At 71.2% G+C, this 12,843-nt stretch carries 16 protein-coding genes; 10 read left to right on the forward strand and 6 right to left on the reverse strand.

Annotation, left to right across the window (positions count from 1 at the left end; translation table 11 throughout):
• Positions 1-181: 181 nt before the first annotated feature.
• The 4 genes from MKK53_RS04310 to MKK53_RS04325 all read right to left on the reverse strand — a co-directional run bounded on the left by MKK53_RS04310 (position 182) and on the right by MKK53_RS04325 (position 2,157).
• Positions 182-622: a DUF421 domain-containing protein gene (locus tag MKK53_RS04310; protein ID WP_243927164.1), complete on the reverse strand. Its 441-nt coding sequence runs from the start codon at positions 620-622 to the stop codon at positions 182-184.
• A gap of 2 nt (positions 623-624) precedes the next feature.
• Complete coding sequence (locus MKK53_RS04315; RefSeq protein ID WP_243927166.1) at positions 625-1,146, reverse strand: hypothetical protein; 522 nt, start codon at positions 1,144-1,146, stop codon at positions 625-627.
• 173 nt (positions 1,147-1,319) lie between these two features.
• Positions 1,320-1,748 (reverse strand): hypothetical protein, encoded by a 429-nt coding sequence (locus MKK53_RS04320; protein ID WP_243927168.1) that lies wholly within the window; start codon positions 1,746-1,748, stop codon positions 1,320-1,322.
• 70 nt (positions 1,749-1,818) lie between these two features.
• Positions 1,819-2,157: a hypothetical protein gene (locus tag MKK53_RS04325; protein WP_243927170.1), complete on the reverse strand. Its 339-nt coding sequence runs from the start codon at positions 2,155-2,157 to the stop codon at positions 1,819-1,821.
• 456 nt (positions 2,158-2,613) lie between these two features.
• Here MKK53_RS04325 and paoA point away from each other — a divergent pair, with 456 nt between their 5' ends.
• The 5 genes from paoA to MKK53_RS04350 all read left to right on the forward strand — a co-directional run bounded on the left by paoA (position 2,614) and on the right by MKK53_RS04350 (position 7,905).
• Positions 2,614-3,252: an aldehyde dehydrogenase iron-sulfur subunit PaoA gene (gene paoA, locus MKK53_RS04330; protein WP_243927173.1), complete on the forward strand. Its 639-nt coding sequence runs from the start codon at positions 2,614-2,616 to the stop codon at positions 3,250-3,252.
• Positions 3,249-4,199 carry an FAD binding domain-containing protein gene (locus tag MKK53_RS04335; protein WP_243927175.1) on the forward strand — a complete coding sequence of 317 codons (951 nt, stop codon included), beginning with the start codon at positions 3,249-3,251 and terminating at the stop codon, positions 4,197-4,199. The genes paoA and MKK53_RS04335 overlap by 4 nt, the downstream gene beginning before the upstream one ends.
• Positions 4,200-4,202: 3 nt before the next feature.
• Positions 4,203-6,422 (forward strand): aldehyde oxidoreductase molybdenum-binding subunit PaoC, encoded by a 2,220-nt coding sequence (gene paoC, locus MKK53_RS04340; protein ID WP_243927177.1) that lies wholly within the window; start codon positions 4,203-4,205, stop codon positions 6,420-6,422.
• A 92-nt stretch (positions 6,423-6,514) separates the two neighbouring features.
• Positions 6,515-6,724 carry a hypothetical protein gene (locus tag MKK53_RS04345; protein ID WP_243927195.1) on the forward strand — a complete coding sequence of 70 codons (210 nt, stop codon included), beginning with the start codon at positions 6,515-6,517 and terminating at the stop codon, positions 6,722-6,724.
• Positions 6,725-6,912: 188 nt separating this feature from the next.
• Positions 6,913-7,905 carry a catalase family peroxidase gene (locus MKK53_RS04350; protein ID WP_243927179.1) on the forward strand — a complete coding sequence of 331 codons (993 nt, stop codon included), beginning with the start codon at positions 6,913-6,915 and terminating at the stop codon, positions 7,903-7,905.
• 172 nt (positions 7,906-8,077) lie between these two features.
• Here MKK53_RS04350 and MKK53_RS04355 read toward each other — a convergent pair whose 3' ends face one another.
• Complete coding sequence (locus tag MKK53_RS04355) at positions 8,078-8,335, reverse strand: hypothetical protein (RefSeq protein ID WP_243927181.1); 258 nt, start codon at positions 8,333-8,335, stop codon at positions 8,078-8,080.
• A 128-nt stretch (positions 8,336-8,463) separates the two neighbouring features.
• Here MKK53_RS04355 and MKK53_RS04360 point away from each other — a divergent pair, with 128 nt between their 5' ends.
• The 3 genes from MKK53_RS04360 to MKK53_RS04370 all read left to right on the forward strand — a co-directional run bounded on the left by MKK53_RS04360 (position 8,464) and on the right by MKK53_RS04370 (position 9,796).
• Positions 8,464-8,889, forward strand: a complete 426-nt coding sequence (locus MKK53_RS04360) for a hypothetical protein (protein ID WP_243927183.1) — start codon at positions 8,464-8,466, stop codon at positions 8,887-8,889.
• Positions 8,890-8,934: 45 nt separating this feature from the next.
• Positions 8,935-9,219: a hypothetical protein gene (locus MKK53_RS04365; protein WP_243927185.1), complete on the forward strand. Its 285-nt coding sequence runs from the start codon at positions 8,935-8,937 to the stop codon at positions 9,217-9,219.
• A 133-nt stretch (positions 9,220-9,352) separates the two neighbouring features.
• On the forward strand, positions 9,353-9,796 hold the full coding sequence (locus MKK53_RS04370; RefSeq protein WP_243927187.1) for a DMT family transporter: 444 nt from the start codon (positions 9,353-9,355) through the stop codon (positions 9,794-9,796).
• Between the two features lie 37 nt (positions 9,797-9,833).
• Here MKK53_RS04370 and MKK53_RS04375 read toward each other — a convergent pair whose 3' ends face one another.
• Entirely contained in the window at positions 9,834-10,784 is a 951-nt protein-coding gene (locus tag MKK53_RS04375) for a phosphatase PAP2 family protein (RefSeq protein ID WP_243927189.1), read from the reverse strand.
• 541 nt (positions 10,785-11,325) lie between these two features.
• On the opposite strand from MKK53_RS04375, the gene MKK53_RS04380 reads away from it, so the two are divergent.
• Both MKK53_RS04380 and MKK53_RS04385 read left to right on the forward strand, forming a co-directional pair.
• Positions 11,326-11,964: a glutathione S-transferase family protein gene (locus tag MKK53_RS04380; protein WP_243927191.1), complete on the forward strand. Its 639-nt coding sequence runs from the start codon at positions 11,326-11,328 to the stop codon at positions 11,962-11,964.
• Positions 11,965-12,312: 348 nt separating this feature from the next.
• The coding region (locus tag MKK53_RS04385; protein ID WP_243927193.1) for a porin at positions 12,313-12,843 on the forward strand (531 nt) is incomplete at its 3' end.

The following is a 12,843-nucleotide window of genomic DNA, read 5'->3' on the forward strand; positions in this document are numbered from 1 at the left end:
CCTCGGGCTTGCACGAGGGTGGAGCTACCTGTGACAGGGAGCGCGCGATGCCCCCACCGGCCCGCACGGTCGCGATGCGGTGGATCGGGCGCTTCGCAGGCGATTCTGCCTGCGACCGAATCGGTAAGGCGGAGAGCTGACGCCGACCTGACGGGCGGGGCCTCCCAGGCGGGGAGGCGGCCTATTCCTTCTCGATCACCGAGACCTTGCCGTCCCGCTCGATGATGGCGACGGCGACCTTGTCCAAGTCGTCGATCCCCTGCTGGCGGGCGGCGGTGCGCACGTCGGCCTGCTGCATCCGCAGCCGCCGCATCCGGGTCTCGTCCCAGTCGCCGTCGCGGAACACCACGATGGGGGTGCCATCGACGATGCGCTCGAACCCGACGAAGCGCAGCTTCAGCCACGACACCGAGACGTGCATCAGCCCGACGGTGAACAGCGCGCTCATGGCGCCGGTGAACGAGTGGTCGTCCCCCAGGATGGCGCTGACGCTCAGGCCGCCGAACAGGAACAGCACCACCATGTCGATGGGCGCCTGCTGGCTGGCGGTGCGCCGGCCGATCAGGCGGATGACGAACAGGACGATGAGGTAGGCCGCCGCGGCCTTGAGGACGGTGTTCATGGTCAGGGCACCGCGTATTGCGACCAGGACAGGGTCTCGCCGGCATCGAGGCGGGCGGTGAGGTCCACCCCTCCCCGGAAGGCCGGCGATCCGGTGAAGCGGATCAGGGCGTGGCTCTCGCCGGCCTGCACCGGGAACACGAGGCGGATGTTGCCGCCGGCGATCTCCCAGGTGGCTGGCCGTGGGGTGATGCTCTCCAGGCCGAACTGGTCGACGAGGTCCTTGGCGATGGTCACCGCGACCTTGTCCCCGCCCGGGGGAACCCGGGTGTCGAACCGGATGATGGTCGGCGCCCCGAATCGCACCACGGGTTCGTAGCGGATGCGGATCGACCCGTCGGCGTTGGCGAGGTCGCGGGCGCTGAACGGCCCGTGGCCGAGGATGCCGAGGGCGCAGACCAGCACGAAGGCGAGCATGGCGAAGCGCCCGACGATCTCGGCCGTCCGCCACCGATCCTCGAACGCCGGGTAGAACCCCCGGGCGATCTCCTGCCGCATCGGCGGGTCGTCGTGGATCACGTCCAAGGCGGTCTGGCTCCCTGTGGTCCGCGGGGGCGGGGTGCCGGTTCGCTCCGGCTTTTCGCGAAGGCCCGGGGGCGGCCTCGGGTTCCCTCGAGGCGGAGGAGACGATGGTGCGGGCCCGCCAGCCCGGAGGGGACCGCGCGCGGGCGGCGGCACGCGGTCCCCTCCCGCCTCACTCACGCGGTGAGGGGCTTGGCCTTGCGGATCGTGCCGTCGAACGCGACGTGGAGTTCGTGCCGGGCGCCCTCCTTCGCCCCGACGATCTCGAAGTGCTTCGGCTTGCGCGCGGGCTCGCCCTCGATGGCGTAGCCCTCGGCCTTCACCGCCGCGACGGCCTTGGCCTCATCGGCCTCGTCGTCCCCGTGCGGCTTCTTCGGCCAGGCGATCTCCCGGGTCACGCCGTCCCCGAGGGTGAGGGACGTCACCTTGATCTCGCTCGGCTTGCGCTCGCCCTTGAGGGAGACCGTGTCGCCCACCGCGATCGCGATCCCTTCGGCGCCCGTGGGGCCGAGGTCGGCGAGGATGCGGCCCCCGTCCCCCTCGATGGCGAGGCGGTGTCCGAACACCGCCCAGATCGTGCCCGAGGCTTCCTGAGTCGTCGTCATGGTTGTGGTCCTGTCTGTCGGTGTGGGGTCGGGCCGCGGGGCAAATCCCGCGGCCCCGTCGGGGCGAGCCTCAGCGCGCGTCGGCCGGCTTCATGGCCGAGAGCTTGTCGAGGAGCTGCAGGGTGATGTCGGCGCAGGCCTTCATCGACTCGTCGTCGGCGCACTTCACGTCGATCCGCGCGTCGCCGCGCTCGAACTGGAAATGCGCGCCCTTCGGCGGCGGGGGCGGGGGCGGCGGGGGAGCATCCGGCCCGCGCCGGGGTCCGCCGGGCGGCGGCGGGGGCGGAGGCGCGCCGGCCTCCGGGCCGGGGCGGGGCCCGCCGGGCGGGGGCGGCGCGGGCTGGGCCATGGCTGCGGTGGCGAACAGCAGCGCGGTGGCGCCCAGCAGGGCGGCGGTCTTCGTCATCATGGCTCCTTCGGCGGAAGGGCGCATCGCTGCGCCGGGGTATCGAACGTGCGAGGACGCGTCCGGATGCCCGGGGGGTGCGACCGGCGTGTCGCCGGTCATCCCCCGCGTCCTCGATCCATGCGCCCTGTTCGGCGCCGGTCGTCTCTAGGACGCCCCGGGAAACCCGCCCTGAACCGGTCCGTTCAGGTCCGGTTAAACGGCGGCGACCCGGATCCGCCCCCCGGCGGCGCCGGTGTCGCGGGGCGGACGCTTCCGGGAAACCGCAGTGCCGTGAAGCCCTTGCCGGCCAACGGGGAGCCTCCGGCGCCGCCCGCCCCCGCGCTGCGGCGCTGCGGACCGTGATGGCCGGTGCAGTACTTTGGACACAATCCAATCGGCCCGCGTTGTGTCCGGTATCCCGCTTCCGATGGCCGGCCCCGATCCGGCCATCCCCCCGCAACAGGTTCGGAGACCGAGATGGGACGACCTGGAGATGTCGATATGAGCCGACGTGACTTGGTGGCCGGAGCGACGGCCGCCGCGGCCCTCACCGCCCTGCCCTCCTCCGGTGCGCGCGCGGGCAGCGCGGCCACCGATGCGCCGGTGATGGCCAAGGTGGCCCTGACGGTGAACGGCCAGCGGCGCGAGCTGGAACTCGACGCCCGCACCAGCCTGCTCGATGCGGCGCGCGAGCACCTGCACCTGACCGGCTCGAAGAAGGGCTGCGACCACGGCCAGTGCGGCGCCTGCACGATGATCGTGGACGGGCGGCGCATCAATTCCTGCCTGACGCTCGCCGTCATGCACCAGGGCTCGGAGATCACCACCATCGAGGGGCTGGGCCAGCCCGGGAACCTCCACCCGATGCAGGCGGCCTTCGTGGCGCATGACGGCTACCAGTGCGGCTACTGCACCCCGGGCCAGATCTGCTCCGGCGTCGCCGTGCTGGCCGAGATCAAGGCCGGCATCCCGAGCCACGTCACCGCCGACCTCACCGGCGCGATGGAGGCCACGCCCGCCGAGATCCGCGAGCGCATGAGCGGCAACATCTGCCGCTGCGGCGCCTATTCCAACATCGTCGAGGCGATGACCGAAGTCGCCGGGAGGCAGGCATGAGATCCTTCACCTACGAGCGTCCGAGCACGCCCGCCGAGGCGGCCGCCGCCGTCGCCGCGAAGCCGAACGCCAAGTTCATCGCCGGGGGCACCAACCTCCTCGACCTGATGAAGCTGCAGATCGAGACGCCGGCCCACCTCGTCGACGTCAATGGCCTGAACCTCGACACCGTCGAGCCCACCCCGGAGGGCGGCCTGCGGATCGGCGCGCTGGTGCGCAACACCGACCTCGCCGCCGATGCCCGGGTGCGCAGGGATTACGGGGTGCTCTCCCGCGCCCTGCTGGCGGGCGCCTCCGGGCAGCTGCGCAACAAGGCCACGACGGCGGGGAACCTGCTCCAGCGCACCCGCTGCCCGTATTTCTACGACACCGCCCAGGCCTGCAACAAACGCCAGCCCGGCTCGGGCTGCCCGGCCCTCGACGGGGTCAGCCGCCAGCTCGCGGTCATCGGCGGCAGCGACGCCTGCATCGCCACCCACCCCGGCGACATGGCGGTGGCCATGCGGGTGCTGGACGCCACCGTCGAGACGGTCGATGCCGCGGGTGCGGCGCGCAAGATCCCGGTGGCCGAGTTCCATCGCCTGCCGGGCGACACGCCGGAGGCCGACACGACGCTCAGGCCCGGCGAGCTCATCACCGCGGTGACGCTGCCCAAGCCGGTGGCCGGCACGCACATCTACCGCAAGGTCCGCGACAGGGCCTCCTATGCCTACGCCCTGGTCTCGGTGGCGGCGATCCTCGGCAAGGACGGACGCGGCCACGTCGCGTTTGGCGGCGTGGCGCCCCGTCCCTGGCGGGTCGAGGCGGCCGAGGCGGACCTGCCCAAGGGCGCCAAGGCGGTGACGGACCGCGTCTTCGCCGGGGCCAAGCCGACCGAGGACAACGCCTACAAGCTGAAGCTCGCCGAGCGCACGCTCACGGCGGCACTCACCCAAGCGAGGGCCTGAGCCATGAAGTTCGACACCCCCGCGGGGCAGAACCCCATCGACCGGCTCACGGTCGTGGGCAAGCCCACCGACCGGATCGACGGCAAGTTCAAGACCACCGGCACGGCGGCCTACGCCTACGAGCGCCACGACGTCGTGCCGAACCAGGCCTACGGCTACGCCCTCGGCGCCGGCATCGCCAAGGGCCGCGTGCGCCGGATCGACACCGAGGCCGCCAAGCGCGCCCCCGGCGTCCTCGCCATCGTCACCACCCTCGACACGCCCAAGCTCGGCCTCGGCAAGATGAACGTCGCCAGCCTCTTCGGCGGCGATCAGGTCCAGCACTACCACCAGGCCATCGCCGTCGTGGTGGCCGAGACCTTCGAGCAGGCCCGGGCGGCGTCCTTCCTCGTGTCGGTCGACTATGCCCCCGAGGCCGGCAAGTTCGACCTCGCGGCGGAGGCCAAGGCGGCCAAGCCCGTCGAGGGCAGCAGCGGCGAGGGCAGCGGCGGCGGCGCCGAGGACCGGCACGGAGACTTCGAGGGCGCCTTCGCCGAGGCTCCGGTGACGCTCGACCAGACCTACACCACGCCGGACGAGAGCCACGCCATGATGGAGCCGCACGCGACCATCGCGGCCTGGGACGGCGATAGGCTGACCCTCTGGACCTCGAACCAGATGATCGCCTGGACCCATGAGAGCATCGCCAAGATCCTGGGGATCCCGAAGGAGAACGTGCGGATCGACTCGCCCTATATCGGCGGCGGCTTCGGCGGAAAGCTGTTCGTCCGCTCCGACGCGGTGCTGGCCGCCCTCGGGGCGAAGGCGGCCGGGCGCCCGGTGAAACTCGCGTTGACCCGCCCGCTGGTCATCAACAACACGACCCACCGCCCGGCCACGATCCAGAACATCCGCATCGGTGCCACCCGGGACGGGCACATCACGGCCATCGCCCACGTGAGCACCTCGGGCAACCTGCAGGACGGCAAGCCCGAGACGGCGGTCGACCAGACCAAGCTGCTCTACGCGGGGGCGAACCGCCTCACGGCCATGCGCCTCGCCCATCTCGACCTGCCGGAGGGCAACTCCATGCGGGCCCCCGGTGAGGCGCCCGGCCTGATGGCCCTGGAGCTGGCCATGGACGAGATGGCCGAGACGCTCGGCCTCGACCCGGTCGAGTTCCGCATCCGCAACGACACCCAGGTCGATCCCGGCAAGCCGGAGCGCCCATTCTCGCACCGCGATTTCGTGGGGTGCCTCAAGCGCGGGGCCGAGGCCTTCGGCTGGGACAAGCGCAACCCGAAGCCGGGTCAGGTGCGGGACGGGCAGTGGCGCGTCGGCCTCGGCATGGCCGCGGGCTTCCGCAACAACCTGCTGATGAAGTCGGGCGCCCGGGTCAGGCTCGACCGGACCGGCACGGTGACGGTCGAGACCGACATGACCGATGTCGGCACCGGCAGCTACACCATCATCGCCCAGACCGCCGCGGAGATGATGGGCGTGCCCCTCGACAGGGTGGTCGTGCGCCTGGGGGATTCGGCCTACCCGGTCTCGGCCGGCTCCGGCGGCCAGTTCGGCGCCAACAACGCGACCTCCGGCGTCTATGCCGCCTGCGTGAAGCTGCGGGAGGGCGTGGCCCAGCGCCTCGGCATCAACTCGGCCGACGCGGTGTTCGAGGACGGGCAGGTCCGCTCGGGCAACCGCGCCGTGCCGCTCGGCGAGGCCGCGAGCGCGGGCGAGCTCAGCGCCGAGGACTCCATCGAGTACGGCGACCTGTCGAAGAAGCAGCAGCAATCGACCTTCGCGGGCCACTTCGTCGAGGTGGGCGTGGATGTCGACACGGCGGAGGTGCGGGTCCGGCGGATGCTGGCGGTCTGCGCGGCGGGGCGCATCCTCAACCCGAAATCCGCCCGCAGCCAGGTCATCGGCGGAATGACCATGGGCGTCGGCGCGGCGCTGATGGAGGAGCTCGCGGTGGACGCCAAGCGCGGCTTCTTCGCCAACCACGACCTCGCCGGCTACGAGGTGCCGGTCCATGCCGACATCCCCCACCAGGAGGTGATCTTCCTCGACGAGGTCGATCCGCAATCCTCGCCCATGAAGGCCAAGGGCGTGGGCGAACTCGGGATCTGCGGCGTCGGGGCGGCGGTGGCGAACGCGATCTACAACGCCACCGGTGTGCGGGTGCGGGACTATCCCATCACCCTCGACAAGCTCCTCGCCCGCATGCCCGACGCGGCCTGAGCGACGCCCCCGTGCCGCCCGGCCAGGAACCGGGCGGCACGGGGGAACTTGGCGCAACGAACCGGCGCACCGTGCCGGAGATGAGGATGGCCATGTCGAACGATACCGAGACGCACCACGCGCTGCTCAGCGCCCTCAAGGCCGCCGAGGGCAAGGGCGACGGCTCCTTCGAGCGGGCGGTGACCGAGGCGTTCGCGCACGTCTTCGAACACCTGGGCCGCCTGAACAACCACGTCTCCGTCGGCGGCCCCGACGGCGAGGACCGCCACCTGAAGCCCGGCGAATCCTCGACCCTGCGCTGAGGCGTCTTCCACAGCACCGGGATCGCGCTTTCGCAGAGGCCGGCGCGGGTGCCCTCCCCACGCGGGGGCGGAGCGCGCGCCGGCCGCGGGTTCGAGAGGGGGGATCTTCCCCCCGGGCCCGGCTGGAAACATTCCATTTCGTCGGTGCAGACGCTATCCCGTGTCGCGTTACCGATGGAGAGGGCTGGATGTTGGTCTCACGTTTGGGTCGCGCCCTGGTCGCGGGCGTCGCGCTTGCTGTCATCACCGGCCTTCCGGCCGTCGCCCAGGAGGGTTCGACGGCCGAGCAGACGATCGACGTGATGAACACCCTGTTCGGCAAGCACCCCGGCAAGCGGGCCAACCACGCCAAGGGCGTGGTCGCCGAGGGCAGCTTCACCCCCTCCCCCGAGGCGGCCAGGATCAGCAAGGCCTCCCTGTTCGCCGGGCCGGCCGTGCCGGTGACGGTGCGCTTCTCGGACGCGACCGGCGTCCCGACCATCGCGGACGGCGCCGCCAACGCCAACCCCCACGGCATGGCCCTCAAGTTCAAGCTGGCCGACGGCTCGGACATGGACGTCGTCGTGAACTCGCTGGCCTACTTCCCCGTCGCCACCGGCGAGGAGTTCCGCGACCTGCTGAAGGCGGTGTCCGAGAGCGGCCCGGACGCGCAGAAGCCCACGGCGCTGGAGCGCTTCGTCGCCACGCATCCCGCCGCCGCCACGGCCGGCGGGACGGCCAAGCCCCCGTCGAGCTTCGCCCGGCAGACCTATAACGGGGTCAACGCCTTCGTCCTGGTGGACAAGGACGGCAAGCGGCAGCCGTTCCGGTTCAAGTTCGTGCCCGTCGAGGGCGAGGACATCCTGCCCGCCGCCGAGGCGGCCAAGCGCGATCCGAACTTCCTCATGGGGGAGATCGGCCCGCGCATCGCCAAGGAGCCGGCGAAGTTCCGGGTGCTGGCCCAGCTCGCCGAGGCGGGCGACCCGACCAACGACGCCACGAAGCCCTGGCCGGAGACCCGGAAGACGGTCGATCTCGGCACCCTGACGGTGTCCAAGGCGGTGCCGGACAGCGCCGAGGCCGAGAAGGCGCTGCTGTTCATGCCGAACGCGCTCACCGACGGGATCGAGGTGTCGGACGATCCCCTCATCGATGCCCGCGTCCAGGCCTACGCGGTGTCGTTCGGCCGACGCTCGCAGTGAGTGCCGGACGCGGAGGCCGGCCCGTGGAGGCCCGTCCGCGCCGCGCGGGTCCCCTCCCCGCCCGGACTCGGGCTTGCCCGATCTGGGCGCGGATGAAGCCCATCTCGGGCGAGCCCGAGATGGGCGGGGAGGTGAGCGCGTCGAGGCTTACCCTGGTTTTTCGGAAAACTCCCTAGCGGGCCGTCCCGGCCGCCGGGGCGGAGGATCCTGCGGGGCGGGACGCGTCCGGGGGGCCAGTGCGGGCGCCGTCCTTCGTGGCGGCCGAGCCGGTCAGCCCCCCCGCCCCCACGCTGCCGGTGGAGGATCCGCCCTGGCCGGGGGCCGGCGGCGTCGCGGCGGCTCCCTTGTCCTGCGCCGCCCCGGCGCTCCCCGCGAGGCCGGCGAGCAGCGCCGCGCCGAGGACGGTCGCCCGTCCGAATGCCCTGATCATGCGTCCACTCCCGATCGCGATGACCGTCGATCATCGTCCCCCCGACCAACGGGAGGCGTCCGGCGGCGTTCCGGAGGGAGCACTCCCGACGATCGGGCGTTTCCTCAGGCGTTCTCCCGGGGGGATCCGTGGCTCACCGACACACCAACCTCGTCCTGGTGGTCCTCGCCGCCGCGCCGCTCGCGACCCCGGCCCAGTCCCAGGCGGCGCCGGTCAACAACTGGGCCGAGTTCCACCGCGCCATGGCGGGCTGCTGGACGGTCCCGCCGGGCACGGACGGGTCGCTGATCGCCTATCGCTTCGGCCTCGACAAGACGGGCGCCATCCGCGGCACGCCGTTGACGACGGCCCGGCGCCTCACCGGCGACCGGGATGCGCAGGCGCGCTACGAGGAGGCGGGATCCGCGGCCCTGTCCCGGTGCTTTCCCATGACGGTGACGGCGTCCTTCGGCGCCATCCTCGGCGAGAGCCCGATCTACCTCCGGTTCGTCAACACCCCGCCGACGGCCGCCTACCAACTGAACAACAACATCACGGTCTTCGCCCCCCGCTGAGGGATTCCGCCGGGTGCGATGGCCAGCCGCTGAAGGGCCCCTGCGATGAGCGACACCCCCGCACCCGACCGCACGGCACGCGCGATGGCGGAGAACGTCTACGCGGCGTTCTGCCGGCAGGCGAGGATGCCCCACCCGTTCCGGGAGGAGCAGACGATCCTCGCCAGGCTCGCCGAGGCGATCCGCCCGCAGATCGGGACAGGCTCGCCGGGGGACATCATCGCGGCGGCGAACGTCGTTCTGGACGAATGGGAACGCCGAGATCCCGACGTTCGCGGTCCACGTGTGGTTTCGGCCAACCAGATCGATGCCACAGTGACCGTCGGATAGTGATTCGGTGCCCGGAAAGACAGGCATCGGCCGCGGAACAATCGTATCGCCAGGACGAGATGCCGCCGGTGATTGTGATCATCTTCGGCTCGGACCGCCCTAGTTAAAGATCTCAGGGTTCGGGATCTCGGTGATGTGGTACCTCTACGGCTTCGTGCTGCTGGCCGGCGTCGCCAACGCCGTCCAGGCCGGGCAGAACGGCGCGCTGTCCAAGGGGCTGGACGAGTCGCTGACCGCCGGCCTGATCGTCGTGGCCGGCACCGCGAGCTGCATCCTCGTGGTCGGCCTCCTGGCCGGCAGGCTCGCATGGCCCACGGCGGCCCAGGCCCTGGCCATGCCCTGGTGGGCGTGGCTCGGCGGGATCCTCGGCGGATGCATCATCCTGGCCCAGTTCGTCGTCGCCCGGCAGATCGGGGCGGCGCCGTTCCTCGGCCTCCTCGTGACGGCGGGCGTCATCACCTCCATCACCCTGGACAATTTCGGCTGGGTCGGCTTCGAGCGGCACCCGGCCACCCTGTGGCGGATCCTCGGCAGCGTCCTGATGGTGGTCGGCGTCTCCCTCGTCGCCTTCTTCTGATCCTCCGCACCGGGCCGCACCGGCGGCGGGCGATGCGCTACCGGGCCGCCCCGAGCGCCGCGACCCCGGCGCCGCGCTCCGGGACGCTCGCAGGGGGCGCCGCCTGCGCCGGCCTCGGCGTGAACCGGCGGGCGGCGAGGATCGCGAGGCCGGCCACCAGCAGGCCGGCGGCGACATCGACGAAGTAGTGGCCGCCATCGATCGGCGTGGAGGCGACGAGGAGGACGTTGAGGACGAGGGCGGGCAGCCTCGCCGCGGGCAGCGCCCAGAACGCCCAGAGGAACAGGGCCCCCGACGTCGCGTGGAAGCTCGGGAAGGTGATGATGCCCTCGATGGCGTCGAGGCTGACCGTCCGCAGCGTCCCGTCCCGCAGGCCGGTCAGGTGGGAGACATGGGCGAAGGCCGCGGCGGGCCGGAGATGCGGAAAATCCGCCGGGCCCAGCTGCAGGTGGACGAAGTTGGCCATCGCCGGCGTCAGCCCCGACATCAGGACCGTCACCGTGCCGGAGAGACAGAAGGCCAGCACGAACTGCCGGAGGGCCGTCAGCCGCCCGCAGAACCCGAGCAGGACGATGACGAGCATCATCTGCACCATCAGGCTCCGGTAGGCGACCGTCATCGCGAAACCGAGCCGGGGATGGGCATCGACGAAGGCGAGGTAGGCCCGCCAGTCCAGCCCGAGGGATCGATCCCACCCGGCGAAGGTCGTGTCCCAGAGGGGGCCGGCCGTGCTCGCGACGGCGTAGGACAGGGGCGCCGCGCAGGCGCCGAAGGCGATGACCTGCACGAGGCCGCCCAGCGTGGCCGCGATGCGCGGCTCCGGGCGCAGGGTCCGGTAGGTGAAGGCGAGGGCTTCGAGCAGGAGGCAGGTGCCGAAGGTGACGGCGGCGCTCGGCCAATCGAAGCGCAACCCGGCCGCGCCCATCCAGAGCACGGTCCCGGTGGCGACGGCCAGGATGAGACCCCAGACGCCGAGGCGCGGCGACATGCCCTCAGCGCGCATCGCGCCCGCCCGGCGGCGCATCATGGAAGGCAGAGGGATGTCGCGAACCGTCCGCCGCCGACGCGGCCGGCGGCGCCAGGGCCGCGAACGGAAGCGCGGGAGCCGTCATATGGCGCGACGTGGATGGAATATCCCGGCGGCTCGATTGCATAGAAACGCTCCGGGCCAGCATCGCGGATTCGTGATAGGCCGGCTTTTCTTAATCTTCTGTTGCTGCGGGGACAGCTCGACGGCCTCGTGCGCCGGGGACCTGTCACGCCCCGCGGCCATGCGGGCGGCCAAACCCGTCCGCCCGCCCCGCGGGACGGCGCGAAAACTGCCACAGCACTCGCCCGGGGCGAAGCCACGCCGTCGGCCGGAGCGTCCGATCCGGCGCCGCGGAGGGGGGCTCCCCGAGGAACCACGCCCGAATCCCGAAACGTTGAGGGGGCGAGGGGCGGACAGCCCCGTTCGCGCGCATGCCCCGCGACCGCGCCGCGGGGCGGCATCCTTCGCCGGGCGGGCCGCCACGAATTCGGAGACAGCGATGAAGTTCTACTGGGGACCGCACACCTGCGCCATCGGGATCCACATCCTGCTGGAAGAGATCGGCGTGCCATACGAATCCGAGAAGCTGGACGTCGCCGGGGGCGCCGCGCAGCAGGAGCCCTTCAAATCCATCAACCCCAAGGGGAAGGTGCCGACCCTCGTGCGTGACGACGGCACGGTCATGACCGAGTACGGCGCCATCGCCACCTGGCTCGCCCGGACGAACCCCGACAAGGGGCTGATCCCCGCCGACCCGGAGGCGGAGCGGCGCGGCCTCGAGATCATGGACTACGCGATCGGCACCCTCCACCTGCAGGGCTTCGGCCGGCTCTTCAAGACGGAGCTGTATGAGCCGCAAGACATGGTGCACCAGACGCTCAAGCTCGGCCAGGACTCCGTGAAGCGACAGGGGCGGCAGATCATCGATCAGGCCCTGGCCATCCTGGACCGGGAGATGGTGGGCCGTCCCTATGTCGCCGGGGAGACCCTCACCCTCGGGGACACGGCCCTGTTCTATGCCGAGCGATGGGCTCCGCAGGAGGGCATCGCGCTGCCGCCCCACCTCGCCGCGCATTTCGAGCGGATGATCGCCCGCCCCGCCGTCGCCCGCGTCAGGGCGGTCTGGGGGGAGGCCTGACCCGGAGCCCTGCGCGATCTCCGCAGGCCCGTGCCGTGACCGACCCGTGCGAGTTCGCCGGAAGATAAAGTAAGCAACAATTCAGAAATGCAGCGAAACAATTTTGCTGTGTTTCTGTACGTTTCCAATATGTGACTTCCCGGACACATGTGATGCGAAGATGGGGACTCGCCGTTAGGAACGTGTTGCTTGAGTTCAGCTTTGGGACAATGCTGCACAGCATAGGGCCTCGCAAAGCAAGGGCCCACGCGAGCCTGCCGAACAAGACGCAGGCCGAACAAGACGCGGCACGACCTGGAGCCAATCCAGGCAGACCGCATCTCGGGTCTCGAAGTTTTGGAGATGATGATGAAGCTCTTGAAGAGCTGCTTGCTCGGCACGGCAGCAGTATTCACCGTAGGCGCCGCCCAGGCCGCCGACCTGCCGGTCAAGAAAGCGGTCCCGGTCGAGTTCGTCCGTGTGTGCTCGGCCTACGGCGCCGGCTTCTTCTACATCCCCGGCACCGACACCTGCCTGCGTCTCTCGGGCCGCGCCCGCTTCGAGTACGGCTACCAGGCTCCCCTCGGCCGCGGCCAGGGCAACGGTGACTACAGCGGCTACCGCGGCCTCGCCCGCATCAACCTCGATGCCCGCACCCAGACCGGCTACGGCACCCTCCGCGCCTTCCTGCGCCTCGAGGCCGCCAGCCGCACCGGCATCCCCGGCCTGCATTCCGGCACGCAGATCCGCATCGGCAACGCCTTCCCGGGCACCGGCATCGACCAGTACGGCCGCGTCGAGCAGTACTTCAACACCGACAAGGCCTTCGTGCAGTTCGCCGGCCTGACCGCCGGCCGCGCGTCCTCGTTCTTCGACTTCTACGCCCACGACTTCGAGTTC

Origin of the sequence: Methylobacterium sp. J-076 (assembly GCF_022829405.1) — a bacterium.
GTDB lineage: Bacteria > Pseudomonadota > Alphaproteobacteria > Rhizobiales > Beijerinckiaceae > Methylobacterium.

What these genes read in the sequence shown, in the direction of transcription:
- MKK53_RS04310 (WP_243927164.1), bottom strand. Translation starts at nt 622, where the DNA reads ATGAACACCGTCCTCAAGGCCGCGGCGGCCTACCTCATCGTCCTGTTC.
- MKK53_RS04320 (WP_243927168.1), bottom strand. Translation starts at nt 1,748, where the DNA reads ATGACGACGACTCAGGAAGCCTCGGGCACGATCTGGGCGGTGTTCGGA.
- MKK53_RS04325 (WP_243927170.1), bottom strand. Translation starts at nt 2,157, where the DNA reads ATGATGACGAAGACCGCCGCCCTGCTGGGCGCCACCGCGCTGCTGTTC.
- paoA (WP_243927173.1), top strand. Translation starts at nt 2,614, where the DNA reads ATGGGACGACCTGGAGATGTCGATATGAGCCGACGTGACTTGGTGGCC.
- MKK53_RS04335 (WP_243927175.1), top strand. Translation starts at nt 3,249, where the DNA reads ATGAGATCCTTCACCTACGAGCGTCCGAGCACGCCCGCCGAGGCGGCC.
- paoC (WP_243927177.1), top strand. Translation starts at nt 4,203, where the DNA reads ATGAAGTTCGACACCCCCGCGGGGCAGAACCCCATCGACCGGCTCACG.
- MKK53_RS04345 (WP_243927195.1), top strand. Translation starts at nt 6,515, where the DNA reads ATGTCGAACGATACCGAGACGCACCACGCGCTGCTCAGCGCCCTCAAG.
- MKK53_RS04350 (WP_243927179.1), top strand. Translation starts at nt 6,913, where the DNA reads ATGTTGGTCTCACGTTTGGGTCGCGCCCTGGTCGCGGGCGTCGCGCTT.
- MKK53_RS04355 (WP_243927181.1), bottom strand. Translation starts at nt 8,335, where the DNA reads ATGATCAGGGCATTCGGACGGGCGACCGTCCTCGGCGCGGCGCTGCTC.
- MKK53_RS04365 (WP_243927185.1), top strand. Translation starts at nt 8,935, where the DNA reads ATGAGCGACACCCCCGCACCCGACCGCACGGCACGCGCGATGGCGGAG.
- MKK53_RS04370 (WP_243927187.1), top strand. Translation starts at nt 9,353, where the DNA reads ATGTGGTACCTCTACGGCTTCGTGCTGCTGGCCGGCGTCGCCAACGCC.
- MKK53_RS04375 (WP_243927189.1), bottom strand. Translation starts at nt 10,784, where the DNA reads ATGTCGCCGCGCCTCGGCGTCTGGGGTCTCATCCTGGCCGTCGCCACC.
- MKK53_RS04380 (WP_243927191.1), top strand. Translation starts at nt 11,326, where the DNA reads ATGAAGTTCTACTGGGGACCGCACACCTGCGCCATCGGGATCCACATC.